At 68.9% G+C, this 24,176-nt stretch carries 27 protein-coding genes; 12 read left to right on the top strand and 15 right to left on the bottom strand.

Annotated features, from left to right (window positions below; translation table 11 throughout):
• Nucleotide 1 precedes the first annotated feature (1 nt).
• Together ACFQ6S_RS38600 and ACFQ6S_RS38595 are read left to right on the top strand one after the other, a co-directional pair.
• A complete protein-coding gene (locus tag ACFQ6S_RS38600) occupies nucleotides 2-1,009 on the top strand; it encodes an ATP-binding cassette domain-containing protein (protein WP_383420047.1) in 1,008 nt (335 codons plus the stop codon).
• Nucleotides 1,010-1,042: 33 nt separating this feature from the next.
• Nucleotides 1,043-1,765 (top strand): DUF1707 domain-containing protein, encoded by a 723-nt coding sequence (locus ACFQ6S_RS38595; protein WP_383420045.1) that lies wholly within the window; start codon nucleotides 1,043-1,045, stop codon nucleotides 1,763-1,765.
• A gap of 25 nt (nucleotides 1,766-1,790) precedes the next feature.
• Here the strand turns inward: ACFQ6S_RS38595 and ACFQ6S_RS38590 are convergent, their stop codons facing one another.
• Nucleotides 1,791-3,128 carry an SGNH/GDSL hydrolase family protein gene (locus tag ACFQ6S_RS38590; RefSeq protein WP_383420044.1) on the bottom strand — a complete coding sequence of 446 codons (1,338 nt, stop codon included), beginning with the start codon at nucleotides 3,126-3,128 and terminating at the stop codon, nucleotides 1,791-1,793.
• Between the two features lie 338 nt (nucleotides 3,129-3,466).
• Here ACFQ6S_RS38590 and ACFQ6S_RS38585 point away from each other — a divergent pair, with 338 nt between their 5' ends.
• Both ACFQ6S_RS38585 and ACFQ6S_RS38580 read left to right on the top strand, forming a co-directional pair.
• Complete coding sequence (locus ACFQ6S_RS38585) at nucleotides 3,467-4,729, top strand: DUF445 domain-containing protein (protein WP_383420042.1); 1,263 nt, start codon at nucleotides 3,467-3,469, stop codon at nucleotides 4,727-4,729.
• Between the two features lie 51 nt (nucleotides 4,730-4,780).
• A complete protein-coding gene (locus ACFQ6S_RS38580) occupies nucleotides 4,781-6,277 on the top strand; it encodes an MFS transporter (protein ID WP_383420040.1) in 1,497 nt (498 codons plus the stop codon).
• Nucleotides 6,278-6,299: 22 nt separating this feature from the next.
• Here the strand turns inward: ACFQ6S_RS38580 and ACFQ6S_RS38575 are convergent, their stop codons facing one another.
• Nucleotides 6,300-7,736, bottom strand: coding sequence for an alginate lyase family protein (locus ACFQ6S_RS38575; protein ID WP_383420268.1), 1,437 nt, complete (start codon nucleotides 7,734-7,736; stop codon nucleotides 6,300-6,302).
• Nucleotides 7,737-7,872: 136 nt separating this feature from the next.
• On the opposite strand from ACFQ6S_RS38575, the gene ACFQ6S_RS38570 reads away from it, so the two are divergent.
• Nucleotides 7,873-8,262, top strand: a complete 390-nt coding sequence (locus ACFQ6S_RS38570; RefSeq protein WP_383420038.1) for a VOC family protein — start codon at nucleotides 7,873-7,875, stop codon at nucleotides 8,260-8,262.
• A gap of 25 nt (nucleotides 8,263-8,287) precedes the next feature.
• Here the strand turns inward: ACFQ6S_RS38570 and ACFQ6S_RS38565 are convergent, their stop codons facing one another.
• The 3 genes from ACFQ6S_RS38565 to ACFQ6S_RS38555 are packed head-to-tail and all read right to left on the bottom strand — an operon-like array spanning nucleotide 8,288 to nucleotide 9,835.
• A complete protein-coding gene (locus ACFQ6S_RS38565; RefSeq protein ID WP_383420036.1) occupies nucleotides 8,288-8,590 on the bottom strand; it encodes a hypothetical protein in 303 nt (100 codons plus the stop codon).
• A gap of 41 nt (nucleotides 8,591-8,631) precedes the next feature.
• Nucleotides 8,632-8,973, bottom strand: coding sequence for a hypothetical protein (locus ACFQ6S_RS38560; protein WP_383420034.1), 342 nt, complete (start codon nucleotides 8,971-8,973; stop codon nucleotides 8,632-8,634).
• Nucleotides 8,966-9,835 (bottom strand): class I SAM-dependent methyltransferase, encoded by an 870-nt coding sequence (locus tag ACFQ6S_RS38555; protein WP_383420032.1) that lies wholly within the window; start codon nucleotides 9,833-9,835, stop codon nucleotides 8,966-8,968. The genes ACFQ6S_RS38560 and ACFQ6S_RS38555 overlap by 8 nt, the downstream gene beginning before the upstream one ends.
• 108 nt (nucleotides 9,836-9,943) lie before the next feature.
• Here ACFQ6S_RS38555 and ACFQ6S_RS38550 point away from each other — a divergent pair, with 108 nt between their 5' ends.
• On the top strand, nucleotides 9,944-10,405 hold the full coding sequence (locus ACFQ6S_RS38550; RefSeq protein ID WP_383420030.1) for an Lrp/AsnC family transcriptional regulator: 462 nt from the start codon (nucleotides 9,944-9,946) through the stop codon (nucleotides 10,403-10,405).
• Nucleotides 10,406-10,409: 4 nt separating this feature from the next.
• Here the strand turns inward: ACFQ6S_RS38550 and ACFQ6S_RS38545 are convergent, their stop codons facing one another.
• A complete protein-coding gene (locus ACFQ6S_RS38545) occupies nucleotides 10,410-10,823 on the bottom strand; it encodes an SsgA family sporulation/cell division regulator (protein WP_383420028.1) in 414 nt (137 codons plus the stop codon).
• 202 nt (nucleotides 10,824-11,025) lie between these two features.
• Here ACFQ6S_RS38545 and ACFQ6S_RS38540 point away from each other — a divergent pair, with 202 nt between their 5' ends.
• Together ACFQ6S_RS38540 and ACFQ6S_RS38535 are read left to right on the top strand one after the other, a co-directional pair.
• Entirely contained in the window at nucleotides 11,026-12,621 is a 1,596-nt protein-coding gene (locus ACFQ6S_RS38540) for a sigma-70 family RNA polymerase sigma factor (RefSeq protein WP_383420027.1), read from the top strand.
• 245 nt (nucleotides 12,622-12,866) lie between these two features.
• On the top strand, nucleotides 12,867-14,351 hold the full coding sequence (locus ACFQ6S_RS38535; protein WP_383420025.1) for a hypothetical protein: 1,485 nt from the start codon (nucleotides 12,867-12,869) through the stop codon (nucleotides 14,349-14,351).
• 94 nt (nucleotides 14,352-14,445) lie between these two features.
• Here ACFQ6S_RS38535 and ACFQ6S_RS38530 read toward each other — a convergent pair whose 3' ends face one another.
• Together ACFQ6S_RS38530 and ACFQ6S_RS38525 are read right to left on the bottom strand one after the other, a co-directional pair.
• Nucleotides 14,446-14,637 (bottom strand): hypothetical protein, encoded by a 192-nt coding sequence (locus tag ACFQ6S_RS38530; protein ID WP_383420023.1) that lies wholly within the window; start codon nucleotides 14,635-14,637, stop codon nucleotides 14,446-14,448.
• An 83-nt stretch (nucleotides 14,638-14,720) separates the two neighbouring features.
• Nucleotides 14,721-15,380, bottom strand: a complete 660-nt coding sequence (locus tag ACFQ6S_RS38525; protein WP_383420021.1) for a hypothetical protein — start codon at nucleotides 15,378-15,380, stop codon at nucleotides 14,721-14,723.
• 450 nt (nucleotides 15,381-15,830) lie between these two features.
• On the opposite strand from ACFQ6S_RS38525, the gene ACFQ6S_RS38520 reads away from it, so the two are divergent.
• Nucleotides 15,831-16,262, top strand: coding sequence for an ankyrin repeat domain-containing protein (locus tag ACFQ6S_RS38520; RefSeq protein ID WP_383420019.1), 432 nt, complete (start codon nucleotides 15,831-15,833; stop codon nucleotides 16,260-16,262).
• 47 nt (nucleotides 16,263-16,309) lie between these two features.
• Nucleotides 16,310-16,801: a hypothetical protein gene (locus ACFQ6S_RS38515; protein WP_383420017.1), complete on the top strand. Its 492-nt coding sequence runs from the start codon at nucleotides 16,310-16,312 to the stop codon at nucleotides 16,799-16,801.
• Between the two features lie 103 nt (nucleotides 16,802-16,904).
• Here the strand turns inward: ACFQ6S_RS38515 and ACFQ6S_RS38510 are convergent, their stop codons facing one another.
• The 3 genes from ACFQ6S_RS38510 to ACFQ6S_RS38500 all read right to left on the bottom strand — a co-directional run bounded on the left by ACFQ6S_RS38510 (nucleotide 16,905) and on the right by ACFQ6S_RS38500 (nucleotide 18,745).
• Nucleotides 16,905-17,150, bottom strand: a complete 246-nt coding sequence (locus ACFQ6S_RS38510) for a hypothetical protein (protein WP_383420015.1) — start codon at nucleotides 17,148-17,150, stop codon at nucleotides 16,905-16,907.
• A gap of 551 nt (nucleotides 17,151-17,701) precedes the next feature.
• A complete protein-coding gene (locus tag ACFQ6S_RS38505; protein WP_383420013.1) occupies nucleotides 17,702-17,899 on the bottom strand; it encodes a DUF397 domain-containing protein in 198 nt (65 codons plus the stop codon).
• Nucleotides 17,900-18,745, bottom strand: a complete 846-nt coding sequence (locus tag ACFQ6S_RS38500; protein WP_383420011.1) for a helix-turn-helix domain-containing protein — start codon at nucleotides 18,743-18,745, stop codon at nucleotides 17,900-17,902.
• A 217-nt stretch (nucleotides 18,746-18,962) separates the two neighbouring features.
• Between ACFQ6S_RS38500 and ACFQ6S_RS38495 the strand changes: the two genes are divergently transcribed.
• Nucleotides 18,963-19,595: an ATP-binding protein gene (locus ACFQ6S_RS38495; protein ID WP_383420009.1), complete on the top strand. Its 633-nt coding sequence runs from the start codon at nucleotides 18,963-18,965 to the stop codon at nucleotides 19,593-19,595.
• Here the strand turns inward: ACFQ6S_RS38495 and ACFQ6S_RS38490 are convergent.
• Entirely contained in the window at nucleotides 19,592-20,341 is a 750-nt protein-coding gene (locus ACFQ6S_RS38490) for an HNH endonuclease (RefSeq protein WP_383420007.1), read from the bottom strand. The genes ACFQ6S_RS38495 and ACFQ6S_RS38490 overlap by 4 nt on opposite strands.
• 179 nt (nucleotides 20,342-20,520) lie before the next feature.
• Here ACFQ6S_RS38490 and ACFQ6S_RS38485 point away from each other — a divergent pair, with 179 nt between their 5' ends.
• Complete coding sequence (locus ACFQ6S_RS38485) at nucleotides 20,521-21,684, top strand: DNA cytosine methyltransferase (protein WP_383420005.1); 1,164 nt, start codon at nucleotides 20,521-20,523, stop codon at nucleotides 21,682-21,684.
• Here the strand turns inward: ACFQ6S_RS38485 and ACFQ6S_RS38480 are convergent, their stop codons facing one another.
• The 3 genes from ACFQ6S_RS38480 to ACFQ6S_RS38470 are packed head-to-tail and all read right to left on the bottom strand — an operon-like array spanning nucleotide 21,685 to nucleotide 24,166.
• A complete protein-coding gene (locus ACFQ6S_RS38480; protein ID WP_383420003.1) occupies nucleotides 21,685-22,155 on the bottom strand; it encodes a very short patch repair endonuclease in 471 nt (156 codons plus the stop codon).
• A 23-nt stretch (nucleotides 22,156-22,178) separates the two neighbouring features.
• Nucleotides 22,179-23,153 carry a hypothetical protein gene (locus tag ACFQ6S_RS38475; protein WP_383420001.1) on the bottom strand — a complete coding sequence of 325 codons (975 nt, stop codon included), beginning with the start codon at nucleotides 23,151-23,153 and terminating at the stop codon, nucleotides 22,179-22,181.
• A 44-nt stretch (nucleotides 23,154-23,197) separates the two neighbouring features.
• Nucleotides 23,198-24,166: a NaeI family type II restriction endonuclease gene (locus tag ACFQ6S_RS38470; RefSeq protein ID WP_383419999.1), complete on the bottom strand. Its 969-nt coding sequence runs from the start codon at nucleotides 24,164-24,166 to the stop codon at nucleotides 23,198-23,200.
• Between the last annotated feature and the right edge of the window lie 10 nt (nucleotides 24,167-24,176).

Raw genomic sequence — 24,176 nt, 5'->3', positions numbered from 1 at the left:
CATGCGGGACGAGGCGTTCATCGAACTCGACGGCGTCGAGAAGGTCTTCGACGTGCGCAGGAAGACCGGCTTCATGAAGCGGGAGCGGCGTCAGGTGCGGGCCGTGGACTCGATCTCCTTCCGCGTGGCACGCGGCGAGATGGTGGGCTACATCGGGCCGAACGGCGCCGGCAAGTCGACGACGATCAAGATGCTGACCGGGATCCTGACCCCCAGCGGCGGCCGCCTGCGCGTGGCCGGCATCGACCCGTCCCGCGAACGCACCCGGCTCGCGCACCGCATCGGGGTGGTGTTCGGGCAGCGCACGACGTTGTGGTGGGACCTGCCGCTGATCGACTCGTACAAGCTGATGCACCGCATGTACCGCATCCCGGACGGCCGTTACCGCGAGAACCTCGACCGGCTCGTCGAACTCCTCGACCTGGACGCACTGCTGGACGTCCCCGTACGCCAGCTCTCGCTCGGCCAGCGGATGCGCGGCGACATCGCGGCGGCGCTGCTGCACGATCCCGAGGTGCTGTACCTGGACGAGCCGACGATCGGTCTGGACGTGATCTCGAAGTCCAGGGTCCGGGAGTTCCTGCGGGAGTTGAACACCGAGCGCGGCACCACGGTCCTGCTGACCACGCACGATCTCCAGGACATCGAGCAGTTGTGCTCACGGGTGATGGTCATCGACCACGGCCGGCTGATGTACGACGGTCCGCTCGCCGGGCTGCACGAGGTGGGCGAGAGCGAGCGGATCCTGGTGGTCGACCTGGAGCGCGAGCTGCCGCCGATCGAGGCGCCGCCCGCGCGCGTGGTGAAGGTGGAGGGGCCGCGGCAGTGGCTGGCGTTCCCGGCGGCCGAGTCGGCGGCGGTGCTGGTGGCGCGGATCGCGGCGGAGTATCCGTTGGCGGATCTGTCGGTGCGGGAGCCCGACATCGAGGCCGTGATCGCCAAAATGCTGCATTCATTGGGGGACACCCCCAAACCCCCGCCGGAGCAGGCCGAGCGGGCGATCTCGTAGCCCCGGGCCGGGGTTGCTCGTAGGCTGCTCTACATGACCGACGAAGTCCCGGAGCTGCGCGCCTCCGACGCCGATCGTGAACGAGTCACCGAGGTCCTGCGGGAGGCCCTGGCGGAGGGGCGGCTCGACATGGACGAGTTCGAGGAACGCCTGGACGCGACGTACAAGGCCCGTACGTACGGCGATCTGGCGCCGATCACCCGGGATCTGCCCGTCGGCACGGTGGCCGTGCCGAAGGTCGACATGATCAAGAAGCCCGAGGCGTCGGACGGGAACTGGGCCGACCGGATCGTCGGCGGCGAGGGATCCTCGACCTGGGGTGTCGCCGTGATGTCGGGGTTCCAGCGCAAGGGGCGGTGGACGGCGCCGAAGCGGTTCAACTGCTTCGCCTTCTGGGGCGGCGGGGAGATCGATCTGCGCGAGGCGAACTTCGCGGACCGGGTGATCGAGATCAACTGCGTCGCGATCATGGGCGGGATCGAGGTGACCGTGCCGCCCGGCGTCGAGGTCGAGGTGCGCGGGATCGGGATCATGGGGGGCTTCGATCACCGTGAGGAGGGGGCGCCGGGCGACCCCGGGGCACCTCGGGTGGTCGTGACCGGGTTCGCCTTCTGGGGCGGCGTCGGGGTCGAGCGGAAGCTGACGCGCTCGCAGAAGCAGGAGCTCCGCGAGGAGCGGCGGCGGGAGAAGCTTGAGCGGAAGGCGGAGCGCCGGGAGCTGCGAGGGGCCGGGCGCGACGAGGAGTACGAGGACTGATCGCCGCCGTCCCGCGGCTCCTGCGCTACAGCTTCGCCGGAGCCGCGCCCTTCAGGTCCTGGAGGTTGAAGGCTTCCGCCATCTGTTCGTAGCCCTTGTCGCTCGGGTGGAGGTGGTCGCCCGAGTCGTAGTCGGGGCGGAACTTGCGGGGGTTGTACGGGTCCCGCAGGGCCTCGTCGAAGTCGGCGACCGCGTCGAAGACCTTGCCGGCCCGGATCTCGGCGTTGATCTGCTGACGCACGTTCTCGCGGGCGTCGGTGTAGCCGCGGTGGCCCTGGAAGGGCATCAGGGTCGCGCCGACGACCTTCAGGCCGCGGGCGTGGGCCTGGCGGACCAGGGCGCGCATGCCGTCGAGGATGCGGTCGGGGTCGGCGAGGTTCGGATTGCGCAGGATGTCGTTGACGCCGAGGGCGATGACGACGACCTTGACGTTCGTACGGGAGAGGACGTCGCGGCGGAAGCGGCCGACGCCCGCCTGGTTGTCCGCGGGACGCCCGGCGCCGCTGGCGAGGATCTGATTGCCGCTGATGCCCTGGTTGACGACGCTGTAGCGCGGCACGTCCTCCCGGGCCGCGACCGCCGCGCGCAGCCGGCGCGAGAGGACGTCCGTCCAGCGGCGGTTGGCGTTCTCGGTGGACGTGATGCCGTCGGTCAGCGAGTCGCCGAAGACCACGACGGTCCCGTTGGACTCGTGGCTGAGGACGTCCAGCGCGGTCACGTAGCGCCAGACGCTGGTCCGCCCGGTGTACGCGACCCCCGTCGCGTCCTCGGTGACGTCGCCCTGGGCGATGAAGCTGATCTGGCGGGCGTGCGGATGGAAGGTGACCGGGCCGGACGGGGTGGGAGAGTAGGTGGTGACCAGGATGTCGGCGTCCGCCGGGATCACGAGACGCACGGCGTCGCTCAGCACCTGCTGTCCGGGCGGGACGACGACCGTGGCGTTGCCGCCGAAGGTCAGCCGCCGCATGGTGTCCGTGACGGCGGCCGCGCTTCCGGCGGAGGCCGCCACCGCGATCGACGCGTGCGTGATCGTCAGCGCCGACTGGCCGTACAGATTGGACAGCGTGATGCGGGAACTCGTACCGCCGACGCTGGTGTGCACGACGTTGCGCACCGAGCTGCCCGCCATGCCGCGCACCTCGGTCCCGGCCTCGGCGCCGACCGGGGAGGCGGACCAGGCGCCGACCCAGATGCCGGTGGAGGCGGGGGCGGCGGGGCCGCGCTGGGTGCCTTGCCTGGTCGGGGTACTCCGGCCGGTGGCGCTGCCCTCGTCGGAGGCGACCCCGACGTATATGGCGGCGGACACCGCGACGATCAGGGCGATGATCGCGGACAGCAGGGCATAACCGTTTCGCCTGGTCATGCGGTGCGTTTCTCCTCGGGCGGATGGGAGCCCGAGGCTCCGATGTGATCACCTCATGATGCGTCATAAGGCAGAGGGGAGTTGCACGGACCCCCCATTGGGCCGCCGGAGTTCATCCGGACTTCGCCATTGACCTCCCCCCATCGGACAGACGCCGGGAACTCTTGATTCGTTCCAGGAGTAGGTCAGGAAGGGACAATGTGTGCGGGGGATCCTGGACGGGTGGAGAGGGAATGGAACGTACGAATCCGGAAGAAACGGGAACACGCGACGTAGAGCAGCATGCCCGGCCGGGCATCGCCGGTAACCGGCGGGTTCCCGCTTCGGCCGTACGTGCGATGAACACCTTCACCGCCGCCGACCAGGAGAAGCAGCGCGGCGTACGGCGGATGAAGCTCACCGCGACCGGGCTGCTGCTGTTCGTGGCGCTGATCTACGTCCTCGCCAAGGTGGCGTCGAACCAGGGCGCCGGGGAATGGGCGAACTACGTCGCCGCGGCCGCCGAGGCCGGTATGGTCGGCGCGCTCGCCGACTGGTTCGCCGTCACGGCCCTGTTCCGCCACCCCCTCGGCCTGCCCATCCCGCACACCGCGATCATCCCCAACAAGAAGGATCAGCTCGGCGTCTCGCTGGGGGAGTTCGTCGGGGAGAACTTCCTCTCGGAGGACGTCGTACGGCAGCGCCTGCGCGCCGTCGGCATCGGCAGCCGGCTCGGCGCCTGGCTGGCCGATCCCGAGCACGCGGACCGGGTGACGGCCGAGCTGTCGGCGGCACTGAGAGGCGCCCTGACCGTCATGCGCGACTCGGACGTCCAGGCGGTCGTGGGGGAGGCGATCACCCGGCGCGCCGACGCCCAGGAGATCGCGCCCGGCATAGGGAAGATGCTGGAGAAGATCGTCGCCGACGGCGGCCACAAGCGGGCCGTCGACCTGATCGTCGCGCGGGCACAGCACTGGTTGATCCTGCACGACGAGGAGATCATGCACGCGGTCCAGGGCGGCGCCCCCGGCTGGACCCCCAAGTTCGTCGACAAGAGGGTCGGCGAGCGGGTCTACAAGGAGCTGCTGCGCTTCGTCACCGAGATGCGCGACATGCCCTCCCACCCGGCCCGCGGCGCCCTCGACCGCTTCCTCACCGACTTCGCCTCCGACCTCCAGTCCGACACCGACACCCGCGCGCGGGTCGAGCGGCTCAAGGGCGAGGTGCTGGGCCGCGGCGAGGTGCAGGACCTGATCGCGTCCGCGTGGACCGCCGTACGGTCGATGATCGTCTCTGCGGCCGAGGACGAGCGCAGCGAGCTGCGTCTGCGCGTGCGTGCCTCGCTGCTGTCGCTGGGCGCGCGGATGGCGGTGGAGCCGCGGCTGCAGGCCAAGGTCGACAGCTGGGTGGAGGGCGCGGCGGTGTACGTCGTGACCACCTACCGCAAGGAGATCACCTCCCTGATCACGGACACCGTGGCCGGCTGGGACGCCGAGCACACGACGCGGAAGATCGAGGCGCACATCGGACGCGATCTGCAGTTCATCCGGATCAACGGCACCGTCGTGGGGTCGCTCGCCGGACTGCTGATCTACACGGTGTCGCGGGCGCTGGGGGCGTAGTACCGGGCCTTCAGGGCACCCGACGAGGGTTCGCTCGACGAGAGGGAGCCCATGGCCACCGCGCAGGCCGACACCGGCCGTACCGTGACGACCGACATCCCCGCCCGCCTCGACCGCCTCCCGTGGTCGCGCTGGCACTGGACGATCGTGATCGGCCTCGGCACCGTGTGGATCCTCGACGGCCTGGAGGTCACGGTCGTCGGCAGCATCGCCCCCCGTCTGTCCGAGCCCGGCAGCGGACTTCCGATCACCTCCGGCCAGGTCACCGGCCTGGCGGCCGCGCTGTACGTCGCCGGTGCGTGTGTGGGCGCGCTGTTCTGGGGACGGCTGACCGACCGGTGGGGCCGCAAGAAGCTCTTCATGGTCACGCTCGCGGTCTATCTCGCGGCGACGGCCCTCACCGCGATCTCGTTCGACACGTGGTGGTTCCTCCTGTTCCGCTTCCTGACCGGCTTCGGCATCGGCGGCGAGTACGCGGCGATCAACTCCGCGATCGACGAGCTGATCCCGGCGCAGTACCGCGGCCGCGTCGACCTGATGATCAACGGCAGCTTCTGGCTGGGCGCGGTCGGCGGCTCGCTGCTTGCGATCGTCGCGCTGGACACGGCGATCCTGCCCGCGGACATCGGCTGGCGGCTGACGTTCGCGCTGGGTGCCGTCCTCGCGCTGGTGATCCTGCTGGTCCGGCGGCACGTCCCGGAGAGCCCGCGCTGGCTGCTGATCCACGGCCGTGACGACGAGGCGGAACGGATCGTGTCCGTCATCGAGCGGAAGGTGGAGGCCGAGCGGGGCGAGCCGCTGCCGCGGCCCGAGGGCGAGATCACCATCCGCCAGCGCCGGAGCGTGACGTTCCTGGAGATCGGCCGCACGGTCTTCGCCAAGTACCGCAGGCGGGCCTTCCTCGGCTTCTCCCTGTTCATCGGCCAGGCGTTCCTCTACAACGCCATCACCTTCGGCTTCGGCGCGATCCTGGCCACGTTCTACGACGTACCGACCGGCAACACGGGCTACTACTTCGCGGTCATCGCGGTCGGCAACTTCATGGGCCCGCTGCTGCTCGGCAAGCTCTTCGACACGGTCGGCCGGCGCGTCATGATCTCGTCGACGTACCTGCTCTCGGGCCTGCTGCTGTTCGGCACGGCCTGGCTGTTCGACCAGGGCGCGCTGAACGCGACCACGATGACGGCCTGCTGGTGCGCGGTCCTGTTCTTCGCCTCGGCCGGCGCTTCCAGCGCCTACCTCACGGTCTCCGAGATCTTCCCGATGGAGACCCGGGCGATGTCCATCGCCTTCTTCTACGCCCTCGGCACCGCCGCGGGCGGCATCAGCGGCCCGCTGCTGTTCGCCGACCTCACCGGGACGGGCAAGGTCGGCGACACGGTCCTCGCCTTCCAGATCGGCGCGGCCCTGATGTGTCTGGCGGGCCTGGTCGCGGCGTTCTTCGCGGTGCGCGCGGAACGCCGGTCGCTCGAGGACATCGCCAGGCCGCTCACGGCGGTGGCCAAGCCGGCCCGCACGGGGGCCGCCGCGGAGGCGACGGGGACATAGGAAGGCGAGTTTCTCCCCGCCCCTACTGAGATTCGCGCCGGCCCCGGTCGCGGCGGCGCAGCAGGAGGAGACCGCCGGCCAGGGCCGTGATGCCGGTGGCGGCGGTCCAGCCCAGGACGCCGTTCGAGCCGGTGGCCGCGAGGTCACCGCCGGCGGCGGAGGACGCCGGGGCCGCGGGCGATGCCGAGGCCCCGGTCTGCGGTCGGGCATCCGGCCCCGCGGCGGACGCGGACGGGCTCGCCGAGCCGCCGCCCGTACCCGTGGCTATGGCCCTGTCCCGTGTGAACGCCAATGTCCCGAAGCCGAGTTGGTCGTATCCACCGCTGTTGGGCCCGTAGTCACCGCCGCCGCCCTCCGGCGCCGACTTCGCGGCGATCCGTGTGAGGTACGACGCCGGCAGACCCCGGCGCCTGGTGTAGTGGTTGGCGATCATCGCCCAGATGGGGCGGGTCATCGCCGGGTCCACGGGCGCGGCCTCGGTGACGGTCTCGGACCCCGACCAGCCGTTGATCGCGCCCTTCCTGCGGGTGTTCGCGGTGAAGGGCACCTCCCCGCCCATGGCCCATTTGGCCACGTACTGGGCGCCCTTGAGGAAGCGGCTGTCGTCGTAGCCGTACAGGTCGATGCCCTGGTTCCAGGCCATCTCGCAGAAGGTGCCCATCAGGCCGACGCCGAGCAGCGCGTGGCCCTGGTCGCGGCCGGCCTCCAGCCACTCGGCGAGTCCGTCGTCGTGCACGACGGGGATGGCGTTCCGGATGGCGCCGAGCCCCTCGCCGTGCTTGAAGTAATCCACGGCGCGGGCGACCTGGGCCCTGTCGTCGCAGAGGATGCCGGTCGCGAGGACGCAGCACATGGCGGCGAGGTCCCAGTTGGTCCAGTAGTTCGAGACGACGGCGCCGTTGTGCCTGACCAGGAAGTCGTCGCTGAGCGGTGCGAAGACGCCCGTCAGCATCTCCCGGAACCGGTCGAGCTCGAAGTCGGGGTGGTCGCGGACCAGTTCGGCGGCGTTGGCGATCTGGTACCCGTACAGTCCGGCGGCCAGGAAGCGGTCGGCGTTGCCGCCGACGCCGGTCAGCTCGGCCGACCAGGCGTTGAGGATCGCCACGGCGGTGTCGAGATGCGCGCCGTCACCGCTGATGTGTCCGCGCAGGGCGTTCTGGTACGCGGCATGGACGTCGTTGTAGAGGATCCCGTAGTTCTGGCCGGAGCCGCCCCGGACCACGGTCGCCTGCGGGTTGGCCGTCCAGCCGCGCTGCGCGTGCCGGTTGGCGGTCAGCCTGGCGAACCCGGCCGTGTGGGGGGAGGCGCCGGCCTTCACCTTGGCGGCCATACGGTCCAGGTCGGCGCGGGTGTGCAGAAGGCCGGGGTGCGCGTAGGCGTCGGCCGCCGTGGCGGGCGTGGGCAGCACGGCCGTACCGATACCGGCGGCTCCCGCGGTCGCGCCCGCGGCCTTGAGCATGCTCCGGCGGCTGATCTGTCGTGTCACGTGGCTCATTCCTCGCGTGCCTGGGGCTGGGGACGGGGAGGAGACGGAGCCAGACTGCGGGGGATAACAAAAACTCCGGACACCGACCAGGGAGCAGGGAGCCGCACCGATGACCATTCGCAGGATCGTCCCCAATGTCCACGCCGGGTCAAAGGAAGCGATCGCGGCGAGCCGGGACTTCTACGGCCTGCTCGGCTTCGAGGAGGTGATGACTCTATTTTCTGGGGGAAACCCCCAGACCCCCGAGGGCTGGGTGATGACCATGGCGTCCCCCGCCAACCCCACGGCCCAGATCAGCTTCTTCACCGAGGAACCCACCGCCCCCGTCGTCTCCGACCTGAGCGTGGAGGTCGAGGACGTCGACGCGGTGTACGCGCAGGTGGTGGCGTCGGGCGCGGAGGTCGTACGGGAGATCCGGGACGAGGAGTGGGGGGTACGGCGGTTCTTCGTACGGGATCCGGGCGGGCAGGTGGTGAATGTGCTGAGCCACCGGGCCTAGCGGCATCCCACGGCCGTGGCGGGGGTCAGCCCCGCCGGTCCGCGACCGCCCAGGACGCCAGGGCCATCGCGCCCGCCACCCCGAACACGGCGGGCCACGCGCCCACCTTCTTGGCCAGCGGATGCGATCCGGCGAAGGCGGCGACATACGCGGCGGTCAGCGCCCCCGCGGCCTTGTCGCCCGCCCGCTGCCGCCACTGCTGGGCGGCGGCGGCCCCCGCGACGGCCAGTACGGCTCCGCCGAGCTGCCGCTTCTTCGTCCAGCGGGCCACGCCGTACCCACCGACGAGCCCGCCCGCGGCGACCACCGCGCTGGGAACCTTCGCCATGCTGCCTCCAACCACTCCTGCCGGGCCTTGGAGCACCGAGGCTAACCGGACGCGCCCCGGCGGAACTCCGCGCGGGCCCGCAGCTCCGACGCGTACCCCGCGCCGATGGCACATCCGGCCGCGGTGAGGGCGAGCACCAGCACGGCCGGGTTGACGTATCCGGGCACGTCGCCGTTGTCGTAGCTCCCGCCGTCGCTGGTCTCGCACACGAACCCGAGCGGCACGTACGTGACCCTGTAGTCGACGATCTCGATGCCCCGCTCGTGCCGCTCCGACCAGCCCGGCGTACGGCAGGACCGAGGCGGCGCCGAGTCGGTGCCGCCGTCCTCCGCCGTCAGCCGCGAGCCCGCGCAGCATGCCGGGGGCGCCGGAGCGCTACCCACCCGCCCTCCGCGATCGGCCACGCTCCAGCACGACCGTCCGCATGCCGCCGGCCCCGCTCTCCTCGTGCCGCACCCGCAGCCCGGCCGTGCGCAGCTGCTCCAGCACCCAGGCGTGCGAGAGCCGCAGTTTGCGGTAACTGCGGGCGGTGAGCGTCCAGTCGGCGTCGGTGTCGTCCCGGGTGTGGATCAGATCGTGCACGACGACCGTGTAGTCGTCGAAGTCGTCCGGGTACTCCAGGAAGCACGTCATGATCCGGTCCTCGGTCGCCCGCACCGGCAGGAACCGGTCGGTCCCGGTGAGCGGGACCGTCAGGTCGCGGTAGGCGAACACGGCCGTACCCTCGGGCGCGAGCGCGGCGGCGACATCGGCGAAGAGGGCGGCCACGTCCCCGCGCGTCGGCAGATGCGTCAACGTGTCACCCAGGCATACGACGGCTCCGGCCGACCCCGGTCGCACCAGCTCCCGCAGCGCGGTCCGCACATCCGCCCGCACCACCCGCACCTCCGGCAAGTGCATGGCGTGCGCGGCGAGTTCGCCCAGCAGCGGCCGGCTCAGATCGACCGCGAGGACGGAGTCGAAGCCCAGACCGGCCAGCGCGAGGCTCGCCTGCCCCGGACCGCATCCCAGATCCACGGCCAGCGCCCCGGCCGCCGAACCGATCGCCGACCCGGGCGTCACACCCCACGCCGAGAGAGCCGCCCGCTGCCTCGCCGCGAGCGCGTCGAGATCGCCGCCGAGCATCCAGGTGTAGTGCTCGGCGAGGAAACGGTCGTAGTGGTCGACGGCCTGGTCCGGCGGGCGTTCTCCGTCGCGGGGGCGTCCCTCGGAGCGATCTGCGGGTCGGGCGGCGGCGGTCGTCATGGGCGAGGGCTCCCTCCGGTCCGGGCAGGCAGGTGAAATGTACGGCCCGGTACGGGAGTTGAGCGGCTCGGCCGAACCAAATTCGGTGCCCCGGGAAGAATGACGGTCATGGACGACACTGATTCGGCGATCCTCACCCATCTCCAGCGCGATGCACGGCTCACCAACCGTGAACTCGCCCGCAGAGTCGGCATCGCACCCTCCACCTGCCTGGAACGGGTCCGCGCCCTGCGCGCCCGCGGAGTGATCACCGGCTACCACGCGGCCGTACAGCCGCGCCTGCTGGGCCGCTCGCTCCAGGCACTGGTCTTCGCCCGGCTGCGCCCCCTGAGCCGCGAGGTGATCCAGGACTTCGAGAGCTACCTCACCCAACTCCCGGAGGTCGTCTCGGTCTTCGTCGTCTCCGGCGACGACGACTTCCTCGTCCATGTGGCCGTCCCGGACATCGAGCACCTGCACGCCTTCCTCATGGACCGCTTCAGCGCCCGCCGCGAGGTGGTCAGCTTTCGCAGCTCGGTGATCTACCGCCGGACGAGCACGCGCGTTCTGACGCCCATCGAGACCGACTGACGCTTCAGACCCCGTCGAGCAGGGACAGGAGCCCGTGGTCGAGTTCCGGCCCGAGCCTCTCTCTCCCCGGCTCGACGACGGCGTACGAACGCTGCAGGAACCGTCGCAGGGACGCCGCAGCGAATCTGATGGCCGCCATGCCGTGCGGGGCGTGGAACTCGATGATCGTGCGGGACCGCCCGCACGGCTCGATGCGGACGTCCCCGATCCCGGCCGCCGCGTCGAGTCCCTCCTCCAGCAGCGAGCGGGCGAAGGTCCACGTGGCCCCGCGCTCGTCCTCCGAGACATGGGCGGGGAAGTCGATGCGCACGGCGAAGGGTTCGGTGGCGGAGTAGCGCAGGGTCGGACGTATCGGCAGATCCGGAAAGCCGGGGGAGACGAGGCGGGCGCGGACGGGCTGCTCAAGGGTGAGGCGCATGGTCGGGTTTCTCCGTGGTCGGGGCCTGTGGTCAGTGCCTGTGCGCCTTCTCGACGGCCCGGCGGCCCCGTTGATTACGCCGAACCGGAACCTCATCCCTGTGATCTAACTCACTCGAACCATTTACTTGAGATTTTAGTCATCTACGCTGACAAACCCGTTCGCGCCCACCGGCCCAGCAGGCAACCGGAGCGTTCCCGCCATGTCCGACGGTTCCCCCAAGGTGCCCGCCCAGGCGTCACCTCCCCTCTCCGCCACCGCCTCCTACGCCCGTATCTACGAGGAACAGCAGCCGCGCCTGGTCGCGTTCGCGCGCTCGCTCACCCGCAACAACTCCTGGGTGGCGGAGGACCTGGTCGCCGAGGCGCACTTCCGCGTCTGGCGCAGGCTGTCCGAGGGTCACGAGATCGAGAACGTGCCGGCGTACCTGATGACGACGGTCCGGCACCTGGCGGCAACGGCCGGCGACGCCCGCGAGACCCCGCACGACCCGCGGACCGCCGAGCGCACGGAGACCGCCGTCCACGCGGAGGACATGGCCGACCCCGCCGAACAGGTCTCGTCCGTCGACCTGTTGGTGCGTGTGCTCGGTCAACTGCCCGAACGCTGGGTGCGGGCGCTGTGGCTCGCGGAGGCCGAGGGCCAGCCGCTGGAGGCGGTCGGACAGCGCATCGGCGCCAAGCAGGGAGCGACGGCCGTACTGCTGCACCGCGCCCGCGAGGGCATGCGCCAGGCATTCCTGCGCTCCCAGACCGGCGCCCCCGACGACCCCGCCTGCGAGGTCCACTGGGTGCGCATGCCGGCGTACGTACGCGGCAACGCGACGCCCCGCCAGTCGGAACGCCTGCTCGCCCACGTGGACGCCTGCGACGACTGCCGCGGCCGGCTCGCGGTGCTCATGCGCGCCAACGACCGTCTGCCCGCGCTGGTCGGCCCGGCCCTGCTGGTCTTCGCCGTGGGCGGCGCGGGGAAGTTCCTGCTGCCGCTGGCGGCGGGCTCGGCCGGTGCGACGGCCGCGCTCAGCGGCCAGTTCGGCGGCGTGCTGCACGCGGCCCGGCAGGCGCTGGCCGGGGGCGGGGCCGGTGCGAAGGTGCCGGCGGCCGTCGCGGCCGGGGCGACGGTGGCGGGCGCGGCCCTCGCGATGATGCTCGCACTGGGCACGGGGGGTCCGTCTTCGACGCCGGTTTCGCCGCGGGTGCCGTTGGCGGAGGCGCCGGTGGGGGCTCGGCCGTCGGAGGGGGTGGGGGTTTCGGATGTGCCGGATGTGCCGGATGCGCCGGGGGCTTCGGTGAAGCGGGGTGAGGCGGGGGTGGCGGTTGTCGATACCGCCAGTGGCGTCGATGACGTCAGTGCCGTCGACGCCGTTGACAGGGTGCCGGAAGTCGAACCGGTGGCGGAGCCGGATGCTGCCGTGCCGGACGCCGATGTGCCTGCGCCGCCGCCTGTGCCTCCGGCGCCGGTTGTGCCCGTACCGGCGGAGCCTGCGCCTCCGGCCCCGGTCGATCCGGCCCCGGTCGATCCCGCGCCGGTCGATCCCGCGCCCGTCGATCCTGCCCCGGTCGACCCTGCGCCGGCCGATCCGGTGGAGGAGCAACCGGAGCAGCCGTCGACGCCGGAGTACCCGGAGACCCCGAGCACCCCGGCGTACCCGGAGACCCCGAGCACTCCCGCGAACCCCGAACCTCCGCAGACCCCCACCCCGCCGGAGACGACCGACCCCGAGCCCGAGCCCGCCCCCGAACCCGCTCCGGCCCCGGCCCCCGATCCCGAGAACCCCGGTGACGACTGCGGGAACTGACCGCAGATCAGCTGTGGATCGACTGTAGATCAGTTGTGACCCACGTCACCGGCCCGCCCCTGAAAGAAAGCGGATGCCACCCCCGCCGTACTGGCATGCTCATGCATGACTACTGGGGGGTAACCACCGTCGGCGCACAGTGCCGGACCGGCCTTCTCGGCATGCCTGGATAACCGGCATGCCGCCCACCCCCCATGCGTCACCTCCTGCAGCGCACCCCCATACACCGCTCCCGAGGAACACGCATGCACAGATCCAGGCTCAAGAGCCATGCCCTGCTGTCGGCGATCGCCCTGGCGGCCGTACTGACCACCGGCTGCTCCACCGACTCCCCGACCACCACGGACGCGGCGGCCGCGACGGCCTCCGAGCGCCCCGAGGCCGCCGCGGCCCAGGAACAACTCGCCGTCGTATCGGCCCCGTCCGGTACGGCCACTCCCACCGCCGTGGCCGACGGCGGCGACGGAGGCAGGGCGAAGAAGTCCTCCCTCAAGGTCGCCTCGTACGACAGGAGGACCGGACGGGCCGTCATCTCGGCGCCGTCCGCCACGAAACCGACGGCCACCCCGTCCGCCGATCCGTCGGCCGATCCCTCGGCCGCTCCGACCTCCAGCCCCACGGCCCAACCCCCGGTCACCGTCGGCGACATCATCGCCAGCGCCCCGGCCCCCGGCGCCCCCGACGGCGTACTGGCCGAGGTCACGAAGGTCGTGGGCGCCGCGCAGAGCGGCGGTACGGCGGTCGAGACGGAACCGGCGAAGCTCAACTCCGTGCTCGGCGAGAGCAAGGCCGACGGTGAAGTCCCGGTCGACCCGTCGTCCGTCGACGTCAAGCCCCTCGTCCAGGGCGTGAAGGTCTCCTGGGCGAAGACCGGTGATCTCCACTTCGGCCCCGAGGGCGCGAAGCTGCCGCTGGGCAGCCTGCGGATCGACGTGGGCGCGGCGGTCGCCACGGCCGAGGGGACCCCGGCGTCGGCGGCCGCGTCGGTGGAGGGCTTCGTCCAGCTCGCCCCCGAGGTCGCGTTCTCGTACGACGGCTCCGGCGACACGGCCGATTCCGGTACGGGCTCCTCGCCGGGCGCCGCTTTCCTCGGCCTGTCCGGCGACTGGGCCTCCCAGTGGTCCCTGAAGGGACGCGCGGCCGGCTCCACCGACGGAAAGCCGATCCGCATCCCCTTCGCGGAACTGCACTCCGACCCGGTGATCCAGGTCGGCCCGATCCCCGTGGTCGTGAACCTCGACCTGACCTGCTACATCCAGGTGGACGCGGACGGCAAGGTCACCGTCGACGTCGAACAGGACCTCAAGGGCGACTTCCGCGTCGGCGGCAGCTTCTCCTGGGCCAAGGGCTGGACCCCGGTCAGCGAGTCCGAGATGACGGGCGAGCCCCTGAAGGCCACGGTGACGGCCGCGGGCGACGTCAAGGCGGCCCTCGGCGCCGAGGCCACCGTCGGCCTCTACGGCACGGTGGGCGTCACCGCCGACCTGGCCCCGTACGTCCGCGCCCACGCCGACGCGTCGGCCACGGGCTCCTCCGACGGCACGGGCTCGGTGACCGGCGCCTACGCCATCTACGGCGGCGTGGACCTCACCGGCTCCCTCAATCTCCAACTGACCATCTTCGGCACCCCCGTATTCCAGACGAAGATCCCGCTGGGCGCCCTCCACCACGAGTGGCTCCTGACGGAGGGCAGGGCAACGGCGACCTCGCCGCCGACGAAGTCCGGCTGACCCGATCACCCACTCCATGACGCGGGCCGCACCGCTCAACCCAACCCGGCGCGGCCCGCGTTGGCGTTCCCGCGCCTGTGGCGGGCGTAGTGGATCAGTCGTCCGAGCTCGAGCCCGACCTCGACTTCCCCGAGCCACGGGCCAGCATCGCCACCACCTCGGCCAGCCCCAGGGTCACGCTGGACACCACGCGCACCCAGCGCGGGCCGCCGCGCGCCGCCCACACGACACAGACGCATCCCCCGACGACGAGCAGCAGCACGCCGACCAAGACGAGCACGATCATGCTCCGCCCCCTTCTTCCTCCACGGTCGGCGCAATCCTCTCAGCCGCCACCGTCCCCGGCGCACGGCGAGGTCCTGCAAGACATCAGGCCCCCACAGGCATACGCCAGTACTGCCGCTTCTTCACATCCCGCACCACGACGCCGAGCCGCAGCAACTCCCTACGCAGCTCCCGGGCGTCCTCGGCACCCTCGTCCTTCTCCCGGGCCGTCGCACGGGCCCGCAGCAAGGCGTCCGCCCCGTGGGGCAATCCGGGCATCCCAGGCACCCAGCGCCGGAACTCCTCCCGGTACGGATCCTCGTCCGACCACCGGAACCCGTGCGCGGCGAAGGCCTCGGCCAGCCGCGTCCAGGGCAGATTGCAGTCCTCCCGGGCGATCTCCATGCCGTCCGGCCCGAGCAGCACCAGCTGCTTGCCGTCCCGCACCGCCAGGGCGACCTCATCCCGCCCGAACTCCTGCGAGGAGTCCCTGATGCCGAGCACCACGTGGTCGGGGGACACGCGCACCGACAGCGACTCGTGCACCGCGATGATGCCGACCACCAGCCCCAGCACCGCCCCCACCCCGACGGATCCGATGCTCTGCCAGGGCTCCGGTACGGACGCCAGCAGCTTGGCCGGCCCCTGCAAGGGAGCCCACGACAGCCTCACGAGCCACTCGGCAAGAAGGGTGACCAGCCCGCCGACGACGGCCCCGCACGCCACCCAAAACAGCGTCAGACCCCAGGCCGACTCCTTGAACACGGCGACGCCACCGCCCCCCGGACCACCCTTCATCAGGTCTGCCGGACGCCCCCGCCCACTCCCGATACGCCCCGTATCCGCCATGTCCCCCGACCGTCCTCATGCAGCGTCAGTTCGTCAGTTCCAGCGCACTCGCCGTCGACCGGCGCACCGAGCCACCGACGTTTCCCCGTTCCGCCGGTTGCCGGTCGCCGATATGGCGCAGTGCCGAGTCTGACGAGGGGCCGTGGCCCCTGCCATCGGCCGATGGTCTAGGGCGCTGCGACTTTGGTCGCCGAGCCGCGCCCGCCCTGCCTGCCCGCCGATGTGGATTGTCAGTGCCGCCTGCGAAGGTGTGTGTGACGGGGGCAGGCCGCCACGGGCAGGCAGGGGCGCGGCCGCTGGGCTGGGACTGACGAACGTAGTGGACGCAGCGGACGGTGATGGACCCGTATCGCGCCTGGAGGTGGCATGGTGACGGCTCGTGAGGACGGCTGGGCAGGCATGAACTGGGAGACCTGGGAGGACTACGACGACGTCAGACGCCGCCTGGACGGGGGCGCCGACCCCGAGCGCTGGGGCCGCGGAGGGAGCCGCCCACTGCACCGGGCGGCGGCCTTCGGCTCACCTGAGGTCGTGGCGGAACTGGCGGGCCGTGTGGCGGACGTGGACGCTCTCGAGTACGGCACCACGGCCCTGTGGGAGGCGGTCATGTCCGACCGCCCGGAGAACGCCCGAGCCCTAGCCGCCGCGGGAGCCGACCCCTGGCACCCCCTGATCGGCGGCTGGTCACCCGCACGCCTGAGCCTGGCCGGCCCCACCCCGGACCTCTTCCCCCTGCCGCCCGGCGAGGCCGCCTCACCGACCGCGAGCGCGCGACGGCCGAGGAGGGCAAACGCCTGAACGAGGCCCTGACCGGCATCGACCACGACGGCTTCGGCCTGGCCTGCGTGGCCGCCATCGACGCCGACGAGGCGGTGAGCCGCCTGGAGGCAACCCCGGCGGACGAGGCGGAGCTGGCCGACATCCTGGACGACCCGTACGACTACGACCTGGACGAAACCCTGCACATCATCGGCGTGACGACGGTCCCCGGCGGCTGCGTGATCACCCAGCCCTGGGGCTACGCACCGTCCATGCCCGGCATACACACCCGCCTGTCCCGAGGCACCATCAGCTACGGCCTCTACGCCAACCCCAAGAGCGGCAACCAGGGCAGCACGACTCGAGACGGCGTCGTGGAGGGCTGGGACCTGCACCCGGGAGGCGCCCCCGACGTTGACGCCACCCCCGAGGAGGTCCTGTCGTCCTACCTCTTCCGCGCCAATGCGGCGGCGTACGCCTGCGCCTGGGCAGGCCTGCGTCCGACGGACAACGCGGCGATAGTGGGCAGGCCGGACAGGTGGGTAGAACTGCCTGAGCGGGACTACTGGATTCACTGACCTCCTCGGCCTCGCCCCGCCAAAAGCAAGGCCCGGTGCCCGGGCTCGTCGCCCAGGGCACCGGGGCCCATTGCGTTGAACTACGCCACGAAATCGCTCTCGCTCAGTGGCAGTCGGACCCGATGTCGTTGTACATGGCGCCCGGGTTGCCCTCACCGTTGAACGCGTTCCCTGCAAGTCCGGGGAGCACCCCGATGTTGCTGAGAATTTCGATGTTCATGTCGTGAGACTTGCAACCCCCGTGACCATGACCGTCGTATGCAGGCTGCGCGGAGGCGGTGCCGGTGGCTATGAGGCTCAGGGTCCCGACCATCGCGGCCGCAAGAGCGGCCTTCTGAAGCTTGCGCATGTCTCCTCCTTGGTTCGAGTGGAGCGCGTCATTAAAGATCCACTTAGCGCTCATTTCGGAGGCTAATCCGATATGCGACTCGGCGCTCATTGGAGCTGCCATCCGGATCACCGCCATGAGGAGTAATCAGTTCCGCATGCATGAGGCCTCGTCAGGCGAGGTGTTCGGCGCCCGGGGGGTGCACAAGTCAGCGGTCGCATCTTGGAGAGTGAGAGCGCGTCAGCCTGGACGAGCGCATGCCGACCTCGAACAGGCTCCACCCATTCGACGAGCACTTGCGTGGACGCGTCCCTCCCATGCACGCTCCGCAAGGGCAGGAAGAGAGTGACAGGACCCTCGTCGGGGATCTGGACGCAGAACACGCCTTCGTCACCCGCCTTCGTGCATGCGATCGAAAGCAAGAAAGAATGCTGGAACGGCGAGTTTGCCGTGTAAGGACGGTGTTTGCTGCTTCGGTTCGCATGGTTGGCACCGCGCGATCGGCCGTCACCTGCTGGCAGATGGGGCCGAACCGATCGCAGGGCCGAGGCAGCACTCTAGTGAGTGGCCCCTCAGACCACAGCGCTGGTCAGGAAGCTGCTCCATGCCTTGGCTGACACGGCGACGTGAGGGCCCCGAGAGCGTTTCGAATCTCGCAGCAGAACGCCGGAGGATATGAAGGCAGCCTCGACACATTCGGTCGCGTTGCCGCCGCTGTATGACGACTTGAACCAAGCGGACTCGGTGACAGGCTGAGAGTCAGCAGGCATTCACAGCTCCTTGCGGGCGCGATGGATCAGGGCGGAGGAGGCCTCCATGTCCAACGCTTGTGCCCGGAGGTACTCGAACGCAAGTCTGTATCGATCCAACTCCTCTTCCTTCTCCAAGAAGAGGGAGCCGGTATGGAAGTCGACGTACACCACGTCGAGTGCCGGCTCAGTGCCGCCGATGATGACGAAGCTGCCAAGCGCCGCGGCGTGGGCACCCTGGGAGAAGGGCAGCACCTGAAGCGTGATGTGAGGGGACTCATTCGCCTCGAGCAGGCGGTCGAGCTGCTCCTTCATGGTCTGAGGTGACCCGACAACGCGGCGGATCACGGACTCGTCGAGGATCGCCCACAGATGCAGAGGCTTCGGGCGGGCGAGGATCTCCTGCCGTTTCATGCGGATGTCGACGAGGCGCTCGATCTCATTTGCCGCCAGAGGCACCTCGTTGGCCTTCTGCAGGGCTGTGCTGTAGGAGCGCGTCTGCAGGAGGCCGGGAACGTAGACGCAAGAGAAGTGACTCTCGCGTACTGCGTCGTCCTCAAGCGTGAGCAGCAGGTTCATGCTCTCCGGGATGGAGTCGGCGAACGAGCTCCACCAGCCCTGTTGCTTGGCGTCCTTCGCCAGTCCCACAACTGCCTTGCGTTCGGCCTCAGTCGCGCCGTACTCACGGCACAGTGCATCCACGACAACCCACTTGACCGGCCCAGCTTGGGTCTCGTACCTGCTGACCGTCGCCTTGGAAACACCGACAAGCTGCCCGGCTTCCTCAAGCGTCAGCCCTTTGCGGGCCCGCAACTTGCGCATCATCGCGCCCAGTTGGCGGCGACGGGTTGTGGTCCGTTCAGGCATGAGGCTCCTTCGCCATGCGCCGGGCTGTCGACCCGGAGATCCCCGTCAGGCTAGGCAGCGCAGAAGCCGGCTCACCATCAGATTCACCCGATAGATTCTCATGAGAAGTTACACAGTGAGAGTTCTCTCTGCCATGCTCGGTGACAGATCGCTACGCAGTGCAGCCGTACGGATACGGCAGGCGCAGCATGTGCGTGGCTGGGAGGGAGGAGTGGCCATGGCTGGCTACGAAGTCACCGATTCCCGACTCCGCTGTGTCATGCCTTTCGAGGCAGCGCCGGCGGAAGTGCGACTGCTGCGGCGAGCCACCGCCAAGCAGCTGAGCCGGTGGGGTTTGCCCGTCGTTGCCGACGAAGCCGAGCTGCTCGTCACGGAGTTGGCGACGAACGTCGTCAAGCACGTCGGTGAAGGTGCCTCGGCAACCTTGATCTTGGAATGGAGAGGGGAGCGGCTCCGCCTTGAAGTCCATGACAAGAGTCAGGCTGTGCCGTCCCTCACCGCGGCGGGTTGCAATGAGGAATGCGGCCGAGGCCTGCATCTGCTCACGGCCCTGGCCGCTGACTGGGGCACGGTGCTGACTGCGACGGGCAAGGCGGTCTGGTGTGAGATCTCGACCAACGCAGGGCGCGCCTGCCGACGTATTGAGCGAGCTGCGGAAGCGCTCCAGAACTATCAGAGTGTCGCTGGCTGTGCGGCTCTATGGAGAGGAGGGCGAGAGATCGGCCTCGCAGAGTCGGCAGTTGAGCTGATTGCAGACTTGCTCCATTGGACTGCCGCCCGTGGCGATGATCCGGACAATATTCTCGACCGGGCTCAGATGCACTTCGAAGCCGAAACGGAAGCGGCCTAGTGGGCGGGTGCCTGGGCGGACTTCCGTATCCACTCCCGGAGGACGGTAGGCGTGCGCCAGGATTCTCCGGGACGGCTCCTGTGGCACATGCGGTGGCAGTTGGCGCACAGGCATGCGAGGTCGTCGAGCCGGGTCTTGCGAGTCCCGGAGACGTAAAGAGGAGTGACGTGATGCACTTCGATGTAGCCCTCGCCGAGGTCGCCGTAGGTGCGGGCGAAATCGAAGTCGCAGACCTCGCAGTGGAGCGGGCGGCCCCGGCGCTGCAGCTGCTCGATCTTCTGCAAGCGGAGCTTCGGATCGCGCTCGCGGGCCAGCGCCCAGCGGACGAGGAGGCGGCCCTCGATGGCGGTGGCGCCCGTCTCATCGACTTCATCTGGCTGCCTCGGGATGCTGTGAAGCTCGCCCGAGGCGATGCCCTCCTCGATGGCCTGGGCGGCCTGGAGCATCTCGGCCTCACGTGTGGTGAACGCTTCGATCATGAGCACAGTGGGCCTGCCGCATCGCGTGGCCTTGCCGGAGTACAGGTTGTGGTTCGTCATAAAGTCCGTGGTCTTGCGGCTGACGCTGTCGGGCGACCGGAAGCTGGGAAAGGCGAGTGCTTCCGGGCTATGGATCGGGAGCGAGCGAAGCAGCTCCGACAGCTCCTGGACGTCCCGGTCACCGGTGCGCAGCTCTCGCCAGCCGTTCTTCACGACAAGCGCTCCGGCAAGCACGAGTTCGTCCTCAGTCCAGGCAGGTATCCGCATGGGCAATATCGTATGAGTGTTCGGCGTGGCGGAGGGTGCGTTCAGCGATCCGGCGGGCGTACTGCACACTTAGTGAGGTCTCGTTGCCAGGTGAGATCTCGTTGTCAGTGGGGTCTGTCACCCTCAGTGATGGTGGATTGCAAGGTGTGTCTGCCGTTGTACGGCTGTAAGGAGGGGGCATGACCCGCATGAACGAACCCGAGGGCGCCCGTGCGCTGTCGGAGGACGAATTCACGTCGATCGAGATCTGTGCTGGCGCCGGCGGACAGGCGATCGGGCTGCATGGCGCCGGTTTCAGGCACCTTGCCCTCGTCGAGATCGACAAGTACGCGGCAGCGACACTGCGCGAGAACATCGAGGTGCACCCGAAGTGGGACTGGGAGCGCGACAACTGCGACATTCTCTGCAAGGACGTGGAGGGGTTTGACCCCGAAGAGGATCTGCAGAAGAGTGTCGGCTTCTATCGCCGGGGCGAGGTTGACCTGCTGGCTGGCGGTGTCCCGTGCCCCCCGTTCTCCCACGCTGGCAAGCAGCTGGGTGAGGATGATGAACGTGACCTCTTCCCACGCATCCTGGCCCTAGCCGAGCTGATCCGTCCCCGAGCCGTGATGATCGAGAACGTGCGCGGCCTCATGGATGCCAAGTTCGACGACTACAGGTCGCGAATTCAGGCACGGTTGGAGGGGATGGAGCCAGCCGACGACGGGCTACCTGGCTATGAGGTTGTGGGGTGGAAGGTATACGAGGCGGAGAAGTTCGGCGTTCCGCAACTTCGGCCTCGCTCCATCCTTGTTGCCTTCCGGAAGGACGTCCTCAAGGATCTGAAGTACGAAGCTCCCGCCCCCAGCGCCGAGAGGGTCACGGTTTACAGGGCACTCAAGGGCACGATGCTGGAGCGCATCCGCCCATTTGAGGAGGGGCCTCGGGCCGCCCGGGCCCGGCAGGTCTTCGAAGACTGGAAGCAGGCGGCTGACAAGGACGTGGCCCCCACGCTTGTGGGCGGCTCTAAGAAGCACGGGGGCGCCGATCTCGGTCCTAGCCGGGCTAAGAAAGCATGGCGGGCACTTGGGGTCTCGGGCATGGGCGTGGCCAATGCGCCCGTGGACGGGAAGCCAACCGGCACGGAGGACAGGGATCTGTTCGGTCCTGACGGTCCGATGCTCACGGTGCGTCAGGCCGCGGTCATTCAGGGGTTTCCGACGAGGTGGGACTTCAGCGGGGGTAAGACGGCCCAGTACCGACAGGTTGGCAACGCGTTTCCACCGCCTGTCGCGCAGGCAATCGGTGAATCGATCACCGATGTGCTGAAGGCGGCGCGGGAGCGCGATCGGAAGAAGGGCTGACTAGCTGTCCGGCTTTGCCTTCCGGGTGGCGCTGCGGCGCAGCTCGACCGCGGCCGCAATGCGCGCTGCGCAGTCCTCTGACGGCTCGTGTTCCCAGAACCGGAGCACCGTCCAGCCCGCCTCTTCGAGGTGCTGGTCGGTGTCCCGGTCGCGGGCCATGTTCCGGGCGACCTTGTCGGACCAGTAGCCCTTGTTGGTCTTCGGCGGCACGTAGTGCTCGGGGCACCCGTGCCAGTAGCAGCCGTCGATGAAGACAGCCACCTTCGCAGGACCGAAGACCATGTCCGCAGTTCGCCGAAGGCCCGGAAGCGGCCTGGCGGCGACTCGGTAGCGCAGGCCTTGGGCGTGGACGAGCCTGCGAATGAGCCATTCCGGCTTGGTGTCCCTGTTCCGGATGGCCTGCATGTTCCGCCGACGGGCCGCGGATGATGCCCAGGAGCCGACGGGCGGTTCCCAATTTGCTTCGGACATACCCTTGGCCTCCCGGTCCCTACTCACAGGATGTCGCCGCTGTTGCGAAGGTCCTCGACCAGGGTATCCAGACCGTTGAGAGCCAGTGCCTGAGCCCGAGAGATTCCTTCTTGGCGCAGCACCTCCAAGCTCGGCCAGCGTTCGAGGGGCGAGACGCCTGCTTGTAGTTCGTTTACGGCCATCCACGAACCAACCCATCCTGGGCACAGGTGGTAGGCCCGGTCTTCGACGCTCTCTCGCGCGACTCTTGCAGCTCGCGGGAATTCTGCTGTTGCCAAGGCGTAGGGGATGTCGGGGCGATATCGAGTCAAGGGCACCATCTGTGCTGCCTCTGTGCCTCGGTCGGATCGCCAAGACCATTTGGACGATAGTGCTGCTACGAGCCGGTCGCCGTCATCGATGATCAGGATGTCGCTTTTCCTGCCACTCACATCCCTGCGCATGTGCAGCCCGCGGATATGGGTAAGCGGAACTTCGTGGCGGACCTTCCAGCCGTGTGGAAGGCTGCATTGAAGGAAGTAGATGAGGAAGTCTCGGAAGAGAGCTCCCCGAGTATTTGGGCTAAGTTCAAGCGGCCTCTCGAAAGAAATGTCTCTCTTGTTCATGACGTGCGTCCATAGGGATAGGACTGCTAGTTCGGCTGATGTGCGCCGACGGAAGCCGTGTCCTCGGGCCGAATCAGCAACTCCATCGTCGAGACGGAATGTTCTCACTTCGGGGGTCCAATTAATGGGACCGGCGGCGGGATTGGGCTCTTCAAGGGCCGTTCCGATGGAGTCATATGCCGTGTATCCAGCGTCTGTCAGCCAGGTCGGATTCCAGCCGAGGTCATGGCGCTTAGCTGCGTCCTCGACTGTCTCGTTCTCATTTAGAGAAATCCTGGCGGCGCCAGCGAGTGCGGAGTCGTTCCAGCAGAGTCCTAGAATTACTGCACTGATGGCTTCCGCGTCAGTTAGGTGCTTGTTGACGAGAGTCTGCAGATCAATGCTGAGCGGCATGAAATATTCCAGTGCGGCTGATTTCTTTACAGGTGTGGGGCAAGCTATGCGCGTGATGTGTGCGGAGGGAGTTGCGGAGCCATTTCCGGCGGGTCGTTTTCATCGGCGACTACCCAATTCTTCCCGTCAAGCTCTATCTGTGGGATCGCAGTATGACGTGCGCCCGCTCGTATCACCCGCACACTCACGAACTCTCCCTCGCCGGGTGCAGGCAGCTGAAGCTTCCTAGCAACTGCACGGTGGCTGTCGTAGTCGCCCATGATGAGGATTCCCTCGGGCTTGAGGGCTGATCGTGACCCTCCGTTGCCGCGTACTCGTTTCATGTAGTCCTTCTGCTGAGCCACAGTCCGTACCACGTTCCGGCTTATGCGCCGTTTCTGTGCGCGCCGGAACAGCTCATTGAGGCGCTGCTGGCCAGCTTGCGGTGCGAAGACGGCGGCGCGGTCGGAGGGGTCCATGTGAAGGAGCACGTTCTCTGGCAGCTCCGCGTCGTGCCAAAGCCACAGGATTTTATCCCGGTGGATGGCTTTCACGGTGAGCTTCGCGTCGCGATTGCTTCCTCGGTTCAGCCAGTGATCCCTCACCCGGAAGAGACCGGCGCTCCAGAGACTCACGCTGTCGTTGGCCCAAACAAGCAGGCAGAGGTGTCCTCGGGCCTCCGGTGGGATCATCCAGCCGCCGAAGCTCTGCGAGTACTTGCAGTCCACCTCGATGCCGGCGATCCGGTAGTCCATTGCAGCGCCGTCTGCGAACTTGAACTCCCGCTGCAGGTTTATCTCGACGAGAGTTCCCGCGTGGGTCCTCTCGGTCTTGTACAAGGAATCCCAGGCATAACGGCCAGTGACCTCGCCGTTCAGCAGCTGATCAATCGTGTTTCGAAGCACTGCGGCGAACCGCTCCCCTGAGGGGTCCCTGCCCATCAACTCCGCGTGCACGGCCAGGAGGTCGGCGTCGCGTCTCAGTTCGTCCGCCAGAGCGACGTTCTGAGCAGCGTGGATATCGATGGGCAGCAAGCGGATCCCC

This window comes from Streptomyces sp. NPDC056479, assembly GCF_042795335.1.
In the GTDB taxonomy this organism is placed as follows: Bacteria; Actinomycetota; Actinomycetes; order Streptomycetales; family Streptomycetaceae; genus Streptomyces.
The sequence above is the reverse complement of the archived record's forward strand: the minus strand, read 5'-3'. Positions and strand labels throughout refer to the sequence as shown.